This window comes from Pseudomonas sp. H2_A10, from assembly GCF_054680085.1.
The window spans coordinates 658194-675991 of the sequence record NZ_CP162821.1 but is presented as its reverse complement, the minus strand read 5'-3'; the positions used below and the strand labels follow the sequence as shown (position 1 = coordinate 675991).

At 62.1% G+C, this 17798-nt stretch carries 17 protein-coding genes; 15 read left to right on the top strand and 2 right to left on the bottom strand.

Annotated features, from left to right (window positions below; translation table 11 throughout):
- The first annotated feature begins 6 nt into the window (after positions 1–6).
- On the top strand, positions 7–1101 hold the full coding sequence (locus tag AB4O23_RS03015; RefSeq protein WP_026067124.1) for a fatty acid desaturase: 1095 nt from the start codon (positions 7–9) through the stop codon (positions 1099–1101).
- Here AB4O23_RS03015 and AB4O23_RS03010 read toward each other — a convergent pair.
- Both AB4O23_RS03010 and AB4O23_RS03005 read right to left on the bottom strand, forming a co-directional pair.
- Positions 992–1927: a LysR family transcriptional regulator gene (locus AB4O23_RS03010; RefSeq protein ID WP_460150394.1), complete on the bottom strand. Its 936-nt coding sequence runs from the start codon at positions 1925–1927 to the stop codon at positions 992–994. The genes AB4O23_RS03015 and AB4O23_RS03010 overlap by 110 nt on opposite strands.
- 46 nt (positions 1928–1973) lie before the next feature.
- Complete coding sequence (locus AB4O23_RS03005) at positions 1974–3191, bottom strand: CynX/NimT family MFS transporter (RefSeq protein WP_017526088.1); 1218 nt, start codon at positions 3189–3191, stop codon at positions 1974–1976.
- 102 nt (positions 3192–3293) lie between these two features.
- On the opposite strand from AB4O23_RS03005, the gene AB4O23_RS03000 reads away from it, so the two are divergent.
- From AB4O23_RS03000 to AB4O23_RS02935, 14 genes are all read left to right on the top strand, one after another.
- Positions 3294–4145, top strand: a complete 852-nt coding sequence (locus AB4O23_RS03000; RefSeq protein ID WP_017526087.1) for a LysR family transcriptional regulator — start codon at positions 3294–3296, stop codon at positions 4143–4145.
- Positions 4146–4383: 238 nt separating this feature from the next.
- A complete protein-coding gene (locus AB4O23_RS02995; protein ID WP_065876619.1) occupies positions 4384–5181 on the top strand; it encodes an energy transducer TonB in 798 nt (265 codons plus the stop codon).
- A gap of 51 nt (positions 5182–5232) precedes the next feature.
- Complete coding sequence (locus AB4O23_RS02990; protein ID WP_017526085.1) at positions 5233–5952, top strand: MotA/TolQ/ExbB proton channel family protein; 720 nt, start codon at positions 5233–5235, stop codon at positions 5950–5952.
- Position 5953: 1 nt separating this feature from the next.
- Positions 5954–6355 carry an ExbD/TolR family protein gene (locus AB4O23_RS02985; RefSeq protein WP_017526084.1) on the top strand — a complete coding sequence of 134 codons (402 nt, stop codon included), beginning with the start codon at positions 5954–5956 and terminating at the stop codon, positions 6353–6355.
- A 240-nt stretch (positions 6356–6595) separates the two neighbouring features.
- Positions 6596–7177 carry an alpha/beta hydrolase gene (locus AB4O23_RS02980; protein ID WP_017526083.1) on the top strand — a complete coding sequence of 194 codons (582 nt, stop codon included), beginning with the start codon at positions 6596–6598 and terminating at the stop codon, positions 7175–7177.
- Positions 7178–7225: 48 nt separating this feature from the next.
- A complete protein-coding gene (locus AB4O23_RS02975; protein ID WP_017526082.1) occupies positions 7226–8152 on the top strand; it encodes a sigma 54-interacting transcriptional regulator in 927 nt (308 codons plus the stop codon).
- A gap of 127 nt (positions 8153–8279) precedes the next feature.
- Positions 8280–9062 (top strand): MetQ/NlpA family ABC transporter substrate-binding protein, encoded by a 783-nt coding sequence (locus AB4O23_RS02970; protein ID WP_017526081.1) that lies wholly within the window; start codon positions 8280–8282, stop codon positions 9060–9062.
- A gap of 447 nt (positions 9063–9509) precedes the next feature.
- Positions 9510–10175, top strand: a complete 666-nt coding sequence (locus AB4O23_RS02965; RefSeq protein ID WP_065876620.1) for an amino acid ABC transporter permease — start codon at positions 9510–9512, stop codon at positions 10173–10175.
- Positions 10156–10815, top strand: a complete 660-nt coding sequence (locus tag AB4O23_RS02960; protein WP_017526079.1) for an amino acid ABC transporter permease — start codon at positions 10156–10158, stop codon at positions 10813–10815. The genes AB4O23_RS02965 and AB4O23_RS02960 overlap by 20 nt, the downstream gene beginning before the upstream one ends.
- A complete protein-coding gene (locus AB4O23_RS02955) occupies positions 10812–11588 on the top strand; it encodes an amino acid ABC transporter ATP-binding protein (protein WP_068936885.1) in 777 nt (258 codons plus the stop codon). Before AB4O23_RS02960 ends, AB4O23_RS02955 begins: the two co-directional genes overlap by 4 nt.
- Positions 11585–12433, top strand: a complete 849-nt coding sequence (locus tag AB4O23_RS02950; protein ID WP_017526077.1) for a transporter substrate-binding domain-containing protein — start codon at positions 11585–11587, stop codon at positions 12431–12433. Before AB4O23_RS02955 ends, AB4O23_RS02950 begins: the two co-directional genes overlap by 4 nt.
- Positions 12434–12533: 100 nt before the next feature.
- Positions 12534–13616 (top strand): efflux RND transporter periplasmic adaptor subunit, encoded by a 1083-nt coding sequence (locus AB4O23_RS02945; RefSeq protein WP_065876622.1) that lies wholly within the window; start codon positions 12534–12536, stop codon positions 13614–13616.
- A complete protein-coding gene (locus tag AB4O23_RS02940; RefSeq protein ID WP_017526075.1) occupies positions 13613–14683 on the top strand; it encodes an efflux RND transporter periplasmic adaptor subunit in 1071 nt (356 codons plus the stop codon). The genes AB4O23_RS02945 and AB4O23_RS02940 overlap by 4 nt, the downstream gene beginning before the upstream one ends.
- The gene (locus tag AB4O23_RS02935; protein ID WP_017526074.1) at positions 14680–17739 is read left to right on the top strand and encodes an efflux RND transporter permease subunit; all 3060 of its coding nucleotides are present in this window, start codon (positions 14680–14682) and stop codon (positions 17737–17739) included. The genes AB4O23_RS02940 and AB4O23_RS02935 overlap by 4 nt, the downstream gene beginning before the upstream one ends.
- Positions 17740–17798 lie beyond the last annotated feature (59 nt).

Sequence of the window (17798 nt, the reverse complement as noted above, 5' to 3'; positions counted from 1 at the left end):
GGGAGCATGGACGGTACTTCTGCAAGTCCCCAGCAGATGAACGCACAACAGCGTTCAGCGCATATCCGCGACGTCGTGCTGGCCGAAGGCGTGCGCTTGCGTCGCCAGCACCCATGGCTGCTGCATCAGGACGCCCTGGGCGCGGGCATCCTGGCCTTCGCATTGATCGGCATGTTTGGCTCGGCGTTGCTGTACATCACCGGCCACATGGCCTGGTGGGCCTGCCTGCTGCTCAATGGGTTTTTCGCGTCGCTGACCCATGAGCTGGAACACGACCTGATCCACAGCATGTACTTTCGCAAGCAGCGCGTGCCGCACAACCTGATGATGGGCCTGGTGTGGCTGGCGCGGCCGAGCACCATCAACCCGTGGATACGCCGCCACCTGCACCTTAACCATCACAAGGTATCGGGCACCGAAACCGATATGGAAGAACGTGCGATCACCAACGGCGAGCCCTGGGGTTTTGCGCGGTTGCTGATGGTGGGCGATAACGTGATGTCGGCGTTTATCCGCATGCTGCGCGCCAGGACCTGGGGCCACAAACTCAAGATCCTCAAGCGCTCGCTGTTGGTCTACGCCCCGCTGGCGCTGCTGCATTGGGGCGCGTGGTACGTGTTTCTCGGCTTTCACGCCGCCAATGGCATCGCCAGCCTGCTGGGGGCGCCGATCGAGTGGTCAGCCGGTACGTTACAGGTGATGCAGGTGATCGACATCGCCGCCGTGGTGATCATCGGCCCCAACGTGCTGCGCACTTTCTGCCTGCACTTTGTCAGCTCCAACATGCATTACTACGGCGATGTGGAACTGGGCAATGTGATCCAGCAAACCCAAGTGCTCAACCCCTGGTGGCTGTGGCCGCTGCAGGCGTTCTGCTTCAATTTCGGCAGCACCCACGGGATTCACCATTTTGTGGTGAAAGAGCCGTTTTACATCCGCCAGATGACCGCCAAGGTGGCACATAAGGTCATGGCCGAGATGGGGGTGCGCTTCAATGATTTGGGCACGTTTGCGCGGGCCAATCGGCTTGGTTTTCCACCGCCCGCAGGCTCTCTATCAGCGCCTTCGCCGCTGGCGACAAGCGAACCCCAGCGCGGCTGATCACGCCGCAGTGGTTGTTCAAGCGGTCGAGGCTGTGCGGCAGGTTGCGCCAGTGCAGCACCTTCAAGTCGCCGCTGGCCACGGCCTCGACGAAGGCTTCTTCGGCCCCCAGGTCAATGGCGTTGGACTGGCGCACGATGCTCGCCAGCGCGGTGAACTGTTCCAGCTCGATAGCGGGCGCAAAGTCGATGCGCCCGCTGAGGTTGGCGAGCAACTTGCGAATGCCCGGCGCGATCAAGGGGGTGGCCAGCGGGTAGTTGAACAGGTCATTGGTGGACAGGCTGTCCTTGGCCAGCAACGGGTGGCCCGCGCGACAGAAAAATACGCTGCGCCGGGATGCGAGGGCCTCGGTCTGGAAGTTCGGGTCAGCTTCGAAGTGGCGTACGTCGGCGATAAAGAATTCGATCTCCTCGCGGCTCAGGCTGCGCCCCAGTCTTTGCCAGTTGTCCACCTGCAACGTACTGCGCACCTTGGGGTAGGCGGTGACAAACCGCGCCATCGCCTGGGGCACCAAGTTGACTGCCGCCACCGCATCGCTGCCCAAGCGCACTTCACCGGCGTCCAGCTTGGTCATGCGCGTGACCTCATGGCTGAGCAACGCAGCGCCTTGCACCAGGCTCAAGGCATGTTGCAACACCACCTGGCCTTCGGGAGTGGGGTGCAGGTGTTTATGGCCGCGGTCCACCAGCACGCAGCCGAACTCTTGCTCCAGGCCCTGGATACTGCGACTGAACGCCGGTTGGGTAATGCCCATGGCGTCGGCGGCGCGCACAAAACTGCGGTGTTCGTTGAGCGCGATGAAGTAGCGCAATTGACGAAGGTCCATGGCATGCCGGCGTCCTTGAGGAGAACCGGAATTTTAAGAGGCCGGGTTATTCCGTCAACGAAGCTTTGTTATTGCAGCTAGATCTTAAATGCATATCTATAGCGCCAGTGCGGTAGGTCGCCGGGCTGAATACCCGCGTCACCACCAGCATCGCCAGCGCAGTCACCGTCAGCACCACCCAGGCACTGGCGAAGTGGCCGGTGAGTTCGCGCAGCCAGCCGGTCATCCACGGCGAAACCGCGTTGATCAAAAAGCCCACGCCCTGCACGAAGGCCGCCAGTTGCCCGGCTTGCCGAGGGTCGCGGTGATGGTCGAGGGTCAGCAACAGGCTCAGGGCAAAACAGGCGCCCAGGCCGAAGCCGCACAACGCCACCCACAGGTGTGGAAATTGCAGCGGCGCCAGCAACAGGCCAAGGTAGCCGACGGTCTGGGCGAGCAGGCTGATGCCGAGCAGCGGTCGACGGTCGATGCCGCGTTGCGCCAGCACCGGCATCAGCAGCGCCGCGATGACCTGGAAGATCGTCATGAACGCCAGCAGCGAGCCGCTGGGCAGCACGCCCCAGCCCAATTGCTGATAGTAGGCCGGCAACCACGCCACCAGGCTCATATAGCCGCAGTTCACCAGCCCGAAATACAGCGCCAACAGCCATGCGCGTCGATTGCGCAGCCCCTGGAACGCAGGTGCCACCTGATGAGGGTTCTTCGCCGCACCCAATGGCAGCCAGGCCCACAACAACAAAGCGCCCAGCGCCGGTAGCAGCCACACGCCCAACCCTGCCTGCCAATGCTCGAAATGCGTGGCGACCAACGGGCTGAGCAGCGCCGCCAACCCGCCCCCGGCCATCAGCGAGGCCGAATACACACCCATCGCCACCGGCACGCGATGCTGAAATTCGCGCTTGATCATCGCCGGCACCAACGCCTGGATCAGCGCCACGCCGGCACCGCCGAGCAATGCCGTGACCAGCAGCGCAGAGCCCTGGCCCATCAACCAGCGCGCCAGGCATGCCAGCACAATCAGGCTCAAGCCCAGGGCGATACCCTGTCGCTCACCCAGCCGCGCTTCCACGCGCACACCCACCAGCGCCACCAACCCCATGCACACCACCGGCAGGCTGGTGAGCAGGGCGCTGCTCTGGAAGCTCAAGCCGGTGGCCTGGCGAATCTCGCCGAGCAACGGGCTGATGGAGCTGAGGATCGGCCGCAGATTCAGGCCCAGTACCACCAGCAGGCCCCAGCCGGCGAGGGATTTATTGAGGGTCATGCAGCGCCTTTGCAGTGGGTAAATGAGGCGTGAGTATGGCCAGCGCCCCAGGTATTCTGAAATTAAATATAACCATGCCAACCAGTGGCAAAGAGAATGACCATGTTCGATCCCGTATTGCTGCGCAGCTTCGTCGCCGTGGTGGATTGCGGCAACTTCACCCGTGCCGCCGAGCGCCTGCATGTGACCCAGTCCACCGTCAGCCAGCAGATCCGCCGCCTGGAGGATGCGGTGGGGTGCCTGTTGCTGGACCGCGATCAACGGCGTGTCGTCGCCACCGCCGAGGGTGAGCGCTTGTTGGCGTATGCGCGGCGCATCCTGGCGCTGCATGAAGAGGCCGCCGATGTGTTGATCAACCAGCAAAGCGATGGCGTGCTGCGCCTGGGCGTGCCGGAAGACTTTGCGGCGCAGCGGCTGATGCCGTTGCTGTCGGCGTTTGTGCTGGCCTATCCAAAGGTGCGCCTGGAGGTCACCAGCGGTCTCGGCCCAGAGTTGCAGCGCCAGTACCGCAGTGGTGAATTCGATGTATTGCTGGTCAAGCAGATGGGCAGCAGTGATGACTGCCTGGCCTCGTGGCCCGAGCCGCTGTGTTGGGTAGACAGCCGCAGCACGCCGTGCCTGGGGCGCGACCCTTTGCCCTTGGTGGCATTCCCGGTGGGCGGCCTGTACCGCAATGAAATGCTGCACCACCTGGAAGTGGGAGGCTGGCGCTGGCGTATCGGCTATTCCAGCGCGAGCCTGGCCAGTGTGTGTTCGGCGGTAGCGGCGGGGTTGGGTGTGAGTTTGTTGCCGCGCCGGGTCGTACAACCCGGGCATGTGGAACTGGGGCCGGACAGCGGTTTGCCCGTGGTACAAGGCGTGCGCCTGGCGTTGTATGCCCGCCATGGCTTGAGTGAGGCGGGGCAGTGTTTGCAGGCTGAACTGTTTGATTTGTGCGCAAACAGCCCCGGTTGAGCCATGCCTTTAGTGAATATTTTGCATGCCGGCCAAGCATGGGCAAAACACACCAGCGCCCCAGGCCCCGCGGGCCGTGGGTTTGCCGTGCGCATGGGTTTCGTTTATTCAATTTTGGTCTAGGTATAACTTTAAAGGTTACTTTAAGAAATAAGCGGGTGGCCCCGATGATTCAGCCCTCGACGGCCTTCTACCCAGGCCTGTCGGTTTTTGTTTTAAAAACCGTAGGGAGTCAATCATGGGCAATGTCCAGACCGCCGCCAGTGCACATGAGGCGCCATGGCGCCAGGCACCGGGTGGTGAGTTGGTCGACCTTGGCCGACCACACCGCGCGCCGTTGGGGCAACTGCGTTTGCAGCGAACCCCCAAGCGCTTTTCGAGCCGGCGCGAAGGGGTTTTGCTGGCGGTGCTGGTGTTGGCCCTGCACGGCGCGGTGATTTATTGGGTGAGCCAGAAGCCCACGCCGGTGCTGCCGATTGTGCCGCCGGAAATCCCGCCGATGACGCTCGAACTTTCCCGGCCAGCGCCGGCGCTGGTAGAACCGCCGACGGCTGTGCCACCGCCGCCACCACCGGTGGTCGAGCCACCGCCACCGGCCGTGGACGAGCTGGCAGCTGCGCCCGCGCCGAAAAAAATCCCCAAAGCCAAGCCCGTGCCCAAGCCGGTCGCCAAACCAGTGACACCGCCGCCAACGCCTGCGCCACAGGCGGTGGCCCCTGTCGCGCCGCCTGCCCCAACGCCAGCGCCAGCCCCGGTCACGCCGGCTTCGGCCAATGCCGCCTACTTGAAGAACCCGGCGCCCGAATACCCCTCGCTGGCCCAGCGTCGGGGTTGGGAAGGCACGGTGGTGTTGCGGGTTCAGGTACTGGCCAGCGGCAAGCCGGGTGAAATCCAGATCCAGAAAAGCAGCGGCCGCCAGCAACTCGATGATGCCGCCCTGGCTGCCGTGAAGCGTTGGAGTTTCGTGCCGGCCAAGCAGGGCGACGTGGCCCAGAACGGATGGGTCAGCGTACCGATCGATTTCAAGATCCACTAACGAGGGCTGCGCGGTGCTGTACCTGCCGCGACCTGCACAGAGGGAAACAACATGGCATTAGCATCTCCACTTGAATCCATCGAAAGCGCGGTGATTTGGCTGCTGGTGGTTTTTTCGGTCGCCACCTGGGGCCTGGCCCTGCTCAAGGGCGTGCAGTTCGGTCGTCTCAAGGCCCAGGATCGCAAGTTCCACACACGGTTCTGGGCGGCGTCGAGCCTTGACTCCGCCGCCGAGTTGGCCGAAACCCAGCCCGGTGCCGCGGCCCGCGTGGCCCAGGCCGGTTATGCCGCCATCCAGGTGGGCGATGCGCCGCACGCGGCGGACTTGAGCCAGGCGATCAACCATCAAGACCGCCTCGAGCGCGCCCTGCGCCAACAGATCGTACGGGAGCGTCGCTCCCTGGAAACCGGCCTGGCCGTGGTCGCCAGTATCGGCAGCACGTCGCCGTTTATCGGGCTGTTCGGCACCGTATGGGGCATCATGGAAGCGCTCAAGGGCATTAGCGCCGCCGGTTCCGCCAGCCTGGAAACCGTGGCCGGGCCGATCGGCGCGGCGCTGGTCGCCACCGGTGTCGGGATCGCCGTCGCGGTACCGGCGGTGCTGGTTTACAACTACTTCCTGCGCCGCTTGAAGCTCACGGCTGCGGACCTCGATGACTTTGCCCACGACTTCTACAGCCTCGCGCAAAAAAATTCGTTCCGCGTGCTGCTGCACCCCACGCTCAACAAAGCCGGCGCCGGCAACCCGCAAAAAGTGAAGGAGGCGTCCTGAGATGGCTTTTTCCACGCAAGACAGTGACGAGGTGCTGAGCGAAATCAACGTCACGCCGCTGGTGGACGTGATGCTGGTGCTACTGGTGGTGTTTATCGTCACCGCGCCGCTGCTGACCAACGCGATCCCGATCAACCTGCCCAAGACCGAGGCGGTAGCCCCGGTAGAGCAGAAGGACCCGCTGGTGGTGAGCATCGATGGGGCCGGCAAGCTGTTTATCAACAAGGATGAAATCCAGCCGGACCTGCTGCAATTCAACCTGCAGGCGGCCAAGGCCAAGGACCCCGATGTGCGGGTGCAACTGCAGGCCGACGAGGGTGTGAATTACGGCGAAGTGGCGCGAGCCATGGCGTCTATCGAACGCGCGGGGATTACCAAGCTGTCGGTAATCACCGCACGGTAGTGGTAAAAGCCTCGACAGTTTTTGGGCCGTTTCCTTGGCAGGGTGCGGCCTTTTTTTTTGACTGAAATTCAAACCAAATCTCCAGGTGGAATGAGGCCAATGTGGGAGGGGGCTTGCTCCCACATTTCGATTGTGGTTTTGAGTTTTTAGTTATTAATAAATAGCTTCTTATTCCTTAACTAACATAATCCGCGTCCCTATACTGATCAGCAACGTTAAACGCTGCAGGAGGGCACACCCGTGCACAGCGAGTCGATTCGTTACCTGATCGTGCCGGGCTGGCAAGGATCGCCAGAAGATCATTGGCAAACCCATTGGCAAAACAGCCTGCCCAACAGCGCGCGCGTGGAGCAGGCCGATTGGCTGACGCCGCGCCGCGAGGACTGGGTGGCCGCGCTGGCCGAGGCCATCGCCGCCGATAGCACGCCGGTGATCCTGATCGCTCACAGCCTGGGTTGCATCACCGTGGCGCATTGGGCGGCGACCGCGCCGCTGCACTTCCTGCGCCAGGTGCGCGGCGCCTTGCTGGTGGCCCCGGCCGACGTTGAACGCCCGGCCTGTTCGCCGGCGTTGCGCAACTTTGCACCGGTTCCCACCGACTTGCTGCCGTTCCCCAGCCAGGTGGTCAGCTCCGACAATGACAGTGCCGTCAGCACCCCGCGCGCGCTGGAAATGGCGCGCAACTGGGGCGCCGAGGCCGGCATCCTCTCCGGCGCCGGGCATATCAACGTGAAGTCCGGCCATCAGCGCTGGGAGCAGGGGTTCGCCTACCTCTATCGCCTGCAAAACCGTCTTGAGCATCACGCCCGGCGTCGTGCGTAACCTTCTTTCAACGCCTCGTCCCCGAGTGGGTTGGGGCGGGAGCCTGCCATGAGTCTGAATGAAACCTTCGGCCAGCCGCTGCTGACCTTCCCCGATGCCGAAAAAAGCCCGCTGAGCATTCGCGCCAAGGCGTTGGTGTTCGTCGACCCTCGCTCCCGCCAGTTGCGCGAAGACCTGGAAAGCCTGGCGCCCCGCGCCTTGCCCGTGTTGATTCGCGGCGAGACCGGTAGCGGTAAAGAGCTGCTGGCACGGCATATCCACCGTGGCAGTGACCGCGCCGGGCTGTTTGTTTCCGTCAATTGCGGCGCGATCAGCCCCACTTACGCCGATGCCGAATTGTTCGGCTATGCCGCCGGTAGCCACAGTGGCGCGGCCAGCAGCCGCGCCGGGTGGTTTGGCTCGGCCAATGGCGGCACCTTGTACCTGGACGAGATCGGCGACTTGCCGCTGCCTATCCAGGTGAAATTGCTGGCCGCCCTGGAAAACCATGAAGTCACCCGCGTCGGTGCCCATCAGCCGAGCCCGGTGGATGTGCGTCTGGTGGCAGCCACCAGCATCGACCTGGCCCAGGCGGTGGCGGCGGGCAAGTTTCATGAGCGGCTGTTCCATTACCTGAGCGAAGGGCAACTGGACCTGCCGGCGCTACGCGAACGGGTCGGCGATATTCTGTCGCTGGCCGAGTACTTCCTCGGCATCTACAGCCAGCGCTTGGACCTGCCGGTGCCGCTGATCAGCGACGAGGCCCAGCGTGTACTGGAGCGGCATAGTTGGCCAGGCAATACCCGCGAACTGGAAAACGTCATTCACTTCGCCTTGCTGGTGAGCAGCGGCGACGAGATTTTGCCCGAACATTTGAACCTGCCCGTGGCCGGTTCGCCGCTGGAGCAGGTGCAACGTATCTTCAACACGGCCAGCCCTGCGGAGCAGAAAACCCTGCGCACTTTTCTGCATGAACAAAATGGAATATCAACGTGAATAAAAGATATTGTCCGGGAATAAAAAATCTAGGTATTGTCCGCTCCACGCCGCGATAGCACTTCGCTGGCACTTCACAGAATGCGCGGTCGTCATAGACCACTCGGAATTTCGATAAGGACACTGCATGAAAAAGGTTCTGTTGTTTACCGCACTGGCGGCTGCCCTGACTGCCGGCTTCGCCCAAGCCAACGAAAAACTGGTGGTGGCTGCCACTCCGATCCCGCACGCCGAGATCCTCGAGCTGATCAAGCCGACCCTGGCCAAAGAAGGCGTGGACCTGCAGATCAAAGTCTTCACCGACTACGTACAGCCCAATGTGCAGGTTGCTGAAAAACGCCTGGACGCCAACTACTTCCAGACCCTGCCGTACCTGCAAAACTTCAACAAGGGCAAGGGCACCAATCTGGTGACCGTGGTCGGCGTGCATGTTGAACCCTTCGGTGGTTACTCGAAAAAGATCAAGAAAATCGAAGATCTGAAAGACGGCGCCACCGTGGCGATCCCGAACGAAGGCTCCAACAGCGGTCGTGCCCTGTTGCTGCTGCAAAAGGCCGGTGTCATCACCCTGAAAGACCCGACCAACGCCCTGGCTACGCCAAAAGACATCGCCAGCAACCCCAAGCACCTGAAATTCAAAGAGCTGGAATCGGCCCTGTTGCCACGCGTGCTGGACCAGGTTGACCTCGACCTGATCAACACCAACTACGCGCTGGAAGCCGGCCTGAACCCGGCCAAAGACGCGCTGATCATCGAAGACGCCAAGTCGCCGTATGTGAACTTCCTGGTGGCACGCCCGGACAACAAGGACAGCGACGCTATCCAGAAACTGTCCAAGGCGCTGACCAGCCCCGAAGTCAAAGCGTTCATCGAGAAGAAGTACAACGGCGCGGTCGTGCCGGCGTTCTGATCGAGGTGTAAAACCCCTTCAAGGTTTCAACGCCGATGGCTGGTTTAGCGTCGGCGTTTTTTTATGCCTGGGATTTGGAATGTACTCAAACATGTGGGAGGGGGCTTGCTCCCACAGTTGATCTTCATCTCATATCCGATTTTCAGTGGGTTACAGAGCGCGGCGGTTGATCGCCCGACGCAACGCCACCAACCACTTCACCAGCTCCTGCGGATCAATCGGTTTCGCTTTGTTCATTGTTTAATCCTTCGAAAAACAGACCCCCCAACCATAGCCGTCGCCCGGCAATCCCGCGAATCCCGAGGTTATCTTTTTGGGTGATATCAATATGCTATTTCGGTATTTAAATTTTAGTTTTTATACCTTTAAAGTTCGTGCTACCCGACGTTATCCACTTCGCAGCGGACTGCGCTCGCGGCATTACCCATGCGGCGATATGGACTACCCATGACCTTCGATTTTGCTTTTATCCTCAGTACCTTACCGGCGTTTTTGAACGCCGTGGGGGTGACGCTGCAAGTGGGCCTGATCGCCATTGCCACCTCGCTGCTGGTGGCGCTGATCAACGCCGCGCTGCTGGTGTTTCGCACGCCCTACGTGTCGCGCCTGGTGGCCCTGTACGTGGAGCTGGCGCGTAACACACCGCTGCTGATCCAACTGTTTTTCGTGTACTTCGCGCTGCCGGCCCTGGGTTTGAATATCTCCGGGTTCTGGGCGGCGATCATCACCATGACCTTCCTGGGCGGCGCCTACCTCACCGAAGTGCTGCGCGCCGGAGTGGAAGCGGTGCCGCTGGCGCAGGTCGAATCGGGCAAGTCCATCGGCCTGTCCGACTGGCAATTGCTGCGCCATGTGATCCTGCCCCAGGCCGGCATCCTCAGCCTGCCGGCGCTGTTCGCCAACTTCATTTTCCTGCTCAAGGAGACTACCGTGGTGTCCGCCGTGGCGGTGCCGGAGATTCTCTACACCACCAAGAGCTACATCGCGCTTTACTACAAAACCTACGAAATGCTCGCCGTGCTCACGCTGATTTGCGTGCTGTTGTTTTTGCCGCTGTCGTTGCTGCTCAGCCGCCTGGAAAGGAGGCTCCAGCATGGCCAGTTCGGGTCTTGAGTTGTTGTGGGTGTCGTTGCCGCAACTGGGCAAGGGCGCTGCGCAAACCCTGTCGATTTCTTTCCTGAGCATCGCCTTCAGTACCGTCGGCGGCGTGGTGTATGGCGTGCTGCGAACCCTGGGCAACACGATGATCAACGCCGTGCTGCGGGTGTACCTGGAGCTGTTCCGGGCAATCCCGGTGCTGGTGTGGTTGTACCTGCTGTTTTTTGGCCTGCCGATTTTCTTCGGCCTGAGCATCCCCAGTTTCTGGTGCGCGGTGCTGGTGCTGTCGTTGTGGGGCGCCAGCGAGGTTGGCGAGGTCGTACGCGGCGCCTTGCACTCGCTGCCCCGTGGCCAGCGAGAAGCCGGCTTGTCGATTGGCTTGTCGGGCCCGCAACTGTTCGGCTACGTGCTGTTGCCCCAGGCCCTCAAACGCATGACCCCGCCAACCATCAACGTCTACACGCGCCTCATCAAGACCAGTTCGCTGGCGGTGCTCATCGGCGTGGTGGATGTGATCAAGGTCGGCCAGCAAATCATCGAGCGCACCTATGAGTCGGTGTTGATCTACGGCGCGCTGTTCCTGTTTTTCTTCCTTATCTGCTACCCGTTGTCGGCTGCCTCCAAGGTGCTGGAACGGCGCTGGGCCCAAGCATGAGCGCATTGATCGAGTTCCAGGGTTTCAACAAGTTTTTCGGCGAGCAGCAGGTGCTCAAGAGCATCGACCTGAGTGTGCACAGTGGCGAAGTGGTGGTGATCCTCGGCCCCAGCGGCTGCGGCAAAAGCACCTTGCTGCGTTGCCTCAACGGGCTGGAAGTGGCGCACAGCGGCAGCCTGCGCTTGGCGGGTAAAGAGCTGCTGGATAAAACCACGGACTGGCGCCAGGTGCGCCAGGACATCGGCATGGTGTTTCAGAGCTACCACCTGTTCCCGCACATGAGCGTGCTCGACAACATCCTGCTTGGCCCGCTCAAGGTGCAAAAACGCAACCCGCGTGAAGCGCGCGAGCAGGCCGAACAACTGCTCGCGCGCGTCGGCCTGGCCGACAAGCGCGACGCGTTCCCGCGCCAGCTCTCCGGCGGCCAGCAGCAACGTATCGCCATCGTGCGTTCGTTGTGCATGAACCCTCAGGTCATGCTGTTTGACGAAGTCACCGCCGCCCTCGACCCGGAGATGGTCAAGGAAGTGCTGGAAGTGATCCAGGGCCTGGCCCGCGAGGGCATGACCCTGCTGATCGTCACCCATGAAATGGCCTTTGCCCGCGCGGTTGCCGACCGCGTGGTGTTCATGGAGGCCGGTCGCATCCTCGAACACAACACCCCCGAGGCATTCTTTACGAACCCGCAAACCGCACGCGCGCAGCAGTTCCTGGAGAAGTTCTCCTTTGTTTCAACACTGCCCAAAAAGATCAAGGAACTGGAACTGATATGAAAAAGTTACTGCTGCCACTGTTTGCCGTCGCCTTGCTGGCCGGCTGCGATAAAAAGGTCGAAGAACCGGTAAAACCTGCGGCCGTCAGCTACATCGACAAGATCAAGGCGCGCGACAAGCTGATCGTCGGCGTCTTTACCGACAAACCGCCGTTCGGCTTCGTCAACGAGGCTGGGCGCTATGTGGGTTTTGATACCGACATCGGCCGCCGATTCGCCAAGGACCTGCTGGGCGACGAGAACAAAGTCGAATTCGTCGCGGTGGAACCGGCCAGCCGTATTCCGTTCCTGCAAAGCGACAAAGTCGACCTGATCCTCGCCAACATGACCGTCACACCGGAGCGCAAGGAGGCGGTGGACTTCACCAACCCCAACCTGAAAGTCGCGGTACAGGCCTTGGTGCCCAATAACAGCGCGGTCAAAAGCCTGAATGACCTGGCCACCCGCACCACCATCGTCACCACCGGTACTACGGCTGATATCTGGCTGACCAAGAACCACCCGGACTGGAAACTGCTCAAGTTCGAGAAAAACTCCGAGTCGCTGCAAGCACTGTCGGCCGGGCGTGGCGATGCTTACGCGCAGGACAACCTGGTGCTGTTCAGTTGGGCCAAGCAGAACCCCGGCTACCGCGTGCTGGAAGACAAACTCGGCGACGAAGCACCCATCGCCCCGGCGGTGAAAAAGGGCAACGTCGAACTGCGCGACTGGGTGAATGCCGAGTTGGCGAAGTTGGGTGAAGAGAAGTTCTTGCTCAAACTGTACGACCAATATGTGCGTAAAGAGCTGAGCGACGAGACCAAGCCTGAAAGCGTGATTGTCGAAGGCGGCAAGTGGCAGGGCTGATTTTTCGATGATTGTTCTGGCCTCATGCAGATAAGGAACCCTGAACTAAGCTCACAGTCGCATACACACTGGCACATCGCATCGCGCACAAGGAGTCTGCATGGGCGGTCGTATCTCCATCTGTATTGTCGGCCTGGGCTTAGTGGTGTTGCTGAGTGCTTGTGGCCAGGAAAAAGCCGAGCCCAAGGCCCATTCACGGGTATTTGTGCAAACCGTGCAGCCGGCGGATTTTGCCGCGGCGGTCACGCTGACCGGGGATATCCAGGCCCGCGTGCAAACCGACCTGTCGTTTCGCGTGGGTGGCAAGATCATCCAGCGCATGGTCGATGTGGGCGACCGTGTCAGCGCCAAACAAGTGCTGGCCAAGCTCGATCCCAAGGATTTGCAGACCAACGTCGATTCCGCCCAGGCCCAGGTCGTGGCCGAGCAGGCGCGGGTCAAACAGACGGCTGCCGCCTTTGTGCGCCAGGAAAAACTCCTGCCCAAGGGCTACACCAGCCGCAGTGAATACGATGCCGCCCAGGCCGCGCTGCGCAGCAGCCAAAGCGCGCTGGCGGCGGCCCAGGCTCAATTGGCCAATGCCCGCGAGCAACTGAGCTACACCGCGTTGATCGCCGATGCACCGGGCGTGATCACTGCGCGCCAGGCGGAGGTGGGCCAGGTAGTACAGGCCACGGTGCCGATTTTCAGCCTGGCCCGCGATGGCGAACGCGATGCGGTGTTCAACGTCTACGAGTCGCTGCTGGTGGAGCCGCCGACCGACGCGCCGATCACTGTCAGCCTGCTGGATAACCCCGCGATCCAGGCCCGGGGCAAAGTCCGTGAAGTCACGCCCGCCGTGGCCGCCAATACCGGCACCGTGCAAGTGAAAATCGCCCTGCAAGCGCTGCCCAAAGGCATGGAGTTGGGTTCGGTGGTGAGCGCCACCGCCAATGGCCCGGCCAAGGCCAGTATCGAGTTGCCGTGGTCGGCCTTGACCAAGGACCTCAGCGAACCGGCCGTGTGGCTGGTGGATGGCGACGGCAAGGCGCACCTGCATCACGTCACGGTGGCGCGTTACCTCACCGGCAAGGTGATCATCAGCGACGGCCTCAAGGGCGGCGAAAACGTCGTGGTAGCCGGTGGGCAATTGCTGCATCCCGGCATGATCGTCGAGATCGCCCAGCCAGGAGCGCAGCCATGAAGCGCCTCACGGTTGTACTCGCCGCCAGCCTGTTGCTGATGGCCTGCTCCAAGCCAGAAGCACCGCCCGAACCGCTGCGCCCCGTGCTGTCCATGGAAGTGAAAGCCGAAGACCAGGAAACCCTCGGCCGTTTTGCCGGCACTATCCAGGCGCGCTACGAAAGCAACCTGGGTTTTCGCGTGCCGGGGCGTATCGCCCGTCGCGCCGTGGACGTGGGCGCCGAAGTGGAGAAGGGCGCCTTGCTTGCGGTGCTCGACCCCACTGACCAACAGAACCAGTTGCGCGCCGCCCAGGGCGACCTCGCCCGCGTTCAGGCGCAGTACATCAATGCCCAGGCCAACGCGCGGCGCCAGCAGGAATTGTTTAACCGTGGTGTCGGTGCCCAGGCCCAGTTGGATGTGGCCCAGACCGACCTGAAAACCACCCGCGCTACCCTCGACCAGGCCCAAGCTTCGGTCAACCAGGCCAAGGACCAGCTCAACTACGCCGAACTGCGCACCGATCACGCCGGCATCGTCACCGCCTGGAATGCCGAGGCCGGCCAAGTGGTCAGCGCCGGCCAGCAAGTGGTGACTCTGGCCCGCCCGGACATCAAGGAAGCGGTGATCGACCTGCCCGCCGGCCTCGCCGAACGCTTGCCGCCGGACGTGGTGTTCCTGGTCGCCGGGCAACTGGACCCCAGCGTCAACACCACCGCCGTCGTGCGCGAGATCGAACCCCAGGCCCAGAGCGCCACGCGTACCCGTCGCGCGCGCTTGAGCCTGAGCGAGACGCCCGCCGCGTTTCGCCTGGGCACGGCGATCAGCGTGACCTTGAGCAGTGCGATCGCGCCGCGCCTTGAGGTGCCCCGGAGTGCCTTGCAGGAAATCGACGGCAAGACCCGCATCTGGATTCTCGATACGCAGAGCCAGACCGTGCAACCGCGTGATGTCAGCGTGGTCAGCCGTGACGCCGGCAATGCCTTGCTCAACGCCGGCGTCAAACCCGGCGAGCGGGTGGTCACCGCCGGCGTGAACAGCCTGAAACCCGGGCAGAAAGTCAAAATCGACGAGGACAGCCCGCGATGAAAGGGAGCTTCAACTTATCCGACTGGGCCCTCAAGCATCAGTCCTTCGTGTGGTACCTGATGTTCGTCGCGCTGCTGATGGGCGTGTTCTCCTACATGAACCTGGGGCGTGAAGAAGACCCGTCGTTCACCATCAAGACCATGGTGATCCAGACCCGCTGGCCGGGCGCGACCCAGGAAGAAACCCTCAAGCAGGTCACCGACCGCATCGAGAAAAAACTCGAAGAGCTGGACGCCCTCGACTATGTGAAAAGCTACACCCGGCCGGGCGAGTCCACCGTATTCGTGTTCCTCAAGGACACCACCAGCGCCAAGGCCATTCCGGAGACCTGGTACCAGGTGCGCAAAAAGATCGACGACATTCGCGGCAGCTTCCCCCAAGGGCTGCAGGGGCCGTCGTTCAACGATGAGTTCGGTGACGTATTCGGCTCGGTCTACGCGTTTACCGGTGATGGCCTGTCGATGCGCCAACTGCGCGACTACGTGGAGCAGGTGCGCGCCGAGATCCGTTCGGTGCCGGGGCTGGGCAAGGTCGAGATGATCGGCCAGCAGGACGAAGTGATTTACCTGAACTTCTCCACGCGCAAACTCGCGGCGCTGGGTGTGGACCAGCGCCAGGTGGTGCAGAGCCTGCAATCGCAGAACGCGGTGACGCCCGCCGGGGTGATCGAGGCCGGGCCGGAGCGGATTTCCGTGCGCACGTCGGGGCAATTCGCCTCGGAGAAGGACCTGGCCAACGTCAATCTGCGCCTCAACGACCGCTTCTATCGCTTGGCGGACATCGCCGAGATCAGCCGTGGCTACGTCGACCCGGCGCGGCCGATGTTCCGTTTCAATGGCAAACCGGCGATCGGCCTGGCGATTGCGATGCAGAAGGGCGGCAACATCCAGTCGTTCGGCAAGGCCCTGCATACGCGCATGGATGAGTTGACCGCCGACCTGCCGGTGGGCGTCGGTGTGCATAAGGTGTCCGACCAGGCCGAAGTGGTGGAAGAGGCCGTCGGCGGCTTTACCAGTGCCTTGTTCGAAGCGGTGATCATCGTGCTGGTGGTGAGTTTTATCAGCCTGGGCATGCGTGCCGGGCTGGTGGTGGCCTGCTCGATTCCGCTGGTGCTGGCGCTGGTGTTCGTGTTCATGGAGTACAGCGGCATCACCATGCAGCGGGTGTCGCTGGGCGCGTTGATCATCGCCCTCGGCCTGTTGGTGGACGACGCGATGATCACCGTGGAGATGATGATCACACGCCTGGAAAAAGGCGAAACCAAGGAGCAGGCGGCCACTTACGCCTACACCTCGACGGCGTTCCCGATGCTCACCGGCACCCTGGTGACCGTCGCCGGGTTTGTGCCGATTGGCCTCAATGCGAGTTCGGCGGGCGAGTACACCTTTACCCTGTTCGCGGTGATTGCCGTGGCGATGCTGGTGTCGTGGGTGGTGGCCGTGCTGTTTGCGCCGGTGATCGGCGTGCATATCCTCAGCGCCAACGTGAAGCCGCACAACGCCGAGCCGGGGCGCATTGGCCGGGCCTTCAATGGCGGCATGCTGTGGGCCATGCGCAACCGCTGGTGGGCGATCGGCATCACCGTGGGGCTGTTTGCGGCGTCGGTGTTCTCGATGCAATTTGTGCAGAACCAATTCTTCCCGTCGTCGGACCGCCCGGAAATCCTCGTCGACCTCAACCTGCCGCAAAACGCCTCGATCAACGAGACGCGCAAGGCCGTCGACCGTCTGGAAGCGATCATCAAGGACGACCCGGATATCTCCCGTTGGAGCACTTACATCGGCCAGGGCGCGATCCGTTTCTACCTGCCCCTCGACCAGCAACTGGAAAACCCCTACTACGCGCAACTGGTCATCGTGAGTAAGGGCCTGGAAGAACGCGGCGCCTTGATTGCGCGCCTGCAAAAACGCCTGCGCGATGACTTCGTGGGCATCGGCAGCTTTGTGCAGCCATTGGAAATGGGCCCGCCGGTGGGGCGGCCGATCCAGTACCGCGTGTCCGGCAAAGACACCGACCAGGTGCGCAAGCACGCCATCGAACTGGCGACCATGCTGGATAAAAACACCCACCTGGGCGAGATCATCTACGACTGGAACGAGCCGGGCAAAGTGCTGCGCATCGACATCGCCCAGGACAAGGCGCGGCAACTGGGGCTGTCGTCGGAAGATGTGGCGCAGTTGATGAACAGCGTGGTCAGCGGCGCCTCGGTGACCCAGGTACACGACGATATCTACCTGATCAACGTGGTTGGCCGCGCCGAAGACGCCGAGCGTGGCACCCCGGAAACCTTGCAGAACCTGCAGATCGTCACGCCCAACGGCGCCTCGATCCCGCTGCTGGCCTTCGCCACCGTGCGTTACGAATTGGAGCAGCCGCTGGTGTGGCGTCGCGACCGCAAGCCGACCATCACCATCAAGGCGTCGGTGCGCGATGACATGCAGCCGACGGACTTGGTGAAGCAACTCCAGCCGGATATCGACACGTTCAGCGCGGGCTTGCCGGTGGGCTACAAAGTCGCTACCGGCGGCACCGTGGAAGAAAGCGGCAAGGCCCAGGGCCCGATTGCCAGCGTGGTGCCGTTGATGCTGTTCCTGATGGCGACCTTCCTGATGATCCAACTGCACAGTGTGCAGAAGATGTTCCTGGTGGCGAGTGTTGCGCCGCTGGGGCTGATTGGCGTGGTGCTGGCGCTGATCCCCACGGGCACGCCCATGGGTTTCGTGGCGATCCTGGGCATTCTCGCGCTGATCGGCATCATCATCCGCAACTCGGTGATTCTGGTGACGCAGATCCATGAGTATGAGGTGGCGGGCTATACGCCGTGGGATGCGGTGGTGGAGGCGACCGAGCACCGGCGCCGGCCGATCCTGCTCACCGCCGCTGCGGCGAGCCTGGGCATGATCCCCATCGCGCGTGAAGTGTTCTGGGGGCCGATGGCCTACGCGATGATCGGCGGGATTATCATCGCCACCTTGCTGACGCTGCTGTTTTTGCCGGCGCTGTATGTGGCCTGGTACAAGATCCGTGAGCCCAAGCAGGAATCACAGGCCAAGTGAGATCAACGGGTGGGAGGGGGCTTGCTCCCCATAGCGGTGTGTCAGTTGGAACAAGGTTG

What these genes read in the sequence shown, in the direction of transcription:
- AB4O23_RS02975 (WP_017526082.1), top strand. Translation starts at nt 7,226, where the DNA reads ATGAGTCTGAATGAAACCTTCGGCCAGCCGCTGCTGACCTTCCCCGAT.
- AB4O23_RS03000 (WP_017526087.1), top strand. Translation starts at nt 3,294, where the DNA reads ATGTTCGATCCCGTATTGCTGCGCAGCTTCGTCGCCGTGGTGGATTGC.
- AB4O23_RS02990 (WP_017526085.1), top strand. Translation starts at nt 5,233, where the DNA reads ATGGCATTAGCATCTCCACTTGAATCCATCGAAAGCGCGGTGATTTGG.
- AB4O23_RS02970 (WP_017526081.1), top strand. Translation starts at nt 8,280, where the DNA reads ATGAAAAAGGTTCTGTTGTTTACCGCACTGGCGGCTGCCCTGACTGCC.
- AB4O23_RS02940 (WP_017526075.1), top strand. Translation starts at nt 13,613, where the DNA reads ATGAAGCGCCTCACGGTTGTACTCGCCGCCAGCCTGTTGCTGATGGCC.
- AB4O23_RS03015 (WP_026067124.1), top strand. Translation starts at nt 7, where the DNA reads ATGGACGGTACTTCTGCAAGTCCCCAGCAGATGAACGCACAACAGCGT.
- AB4O23_RS02950 (WP_017526077.1), top strand. Translation starts at nt 11,585, where the DNA reads ATGAAAAAGTTACTGCTGCCACTGTTTGCCGTCGCCTTGCTGGCCGGC.
- AB4O23_RS02995 (WP_065876619.1), top strand. Translation starts at nt 4,384, where the DNA reads ATGGGCAATGTCCAGACCGCCGCCAGTGCACATGAGGCGCCATGGCGC.
- AB4O23_RS02945 (WP_065876622.1), top strand. Translation starts at nt 12,534, where the DNA reads ATGGGCGGTCGTATCTCCATCTGTATTGTCGGCCTGGGCTTAGTGGTG.
- AB4O23_RS02985 (WP_017526084.1), top strand. Translation starts at nt 5,954, where the DNA reads ATGGCTTTTTCCACGCAAGACAGTGACGAGGTGCTGAGCGAAATCAAC.
- AB4O23_RS02960 (WP_017526079.1), top strand. Translation starts at nt 10,156, where the DNA reads ATGGCCAGTTCGGGTCTTGAGTTGTTGTGGGTGTCGTTGCCGCAACTG.
- AB4O23_RS02935 (WP_017526074.1), top strand. Translation starts at nt 14,680, where the DNA reads ATGAAAGGGAGCTTCAACTTATCCGACTGGGCCCTCAAGCATCAGTCC.
- AB4O23_RS03005 (WP_017526088.1), bottom strand. Translation starts at nt 3,191, where the DNA reads ATGACCCTCAATAAATCCCTCGCCGGCTGGGGCCTGCTGGTGGTACTG.
- AB4O23_RS03010 (WP_460150394.1), bottom strand. Translation starts at nt 1,927, where the DNA reads ATGGACCTTCGTCAATTGCGCTACTTCATCGCGCTCAACGAACACCGC.
- AB4O23_RS02965 (WP_065876620.1), top strand. Translation starts at nt 9,510, where the DNA reads ATGACCTTCGATTTTGCTTTTATCCTCAGTACCTTACCGGCGTTTTTG.
- AB4O23_RS02955 (WP_068936885.1), top strand. Translation starts at nt 10,812, where the DNA reads ATGAGCGCATTGATCGAGTTCCAGGGTTTCAACAAGTTTTTCGGCGAG.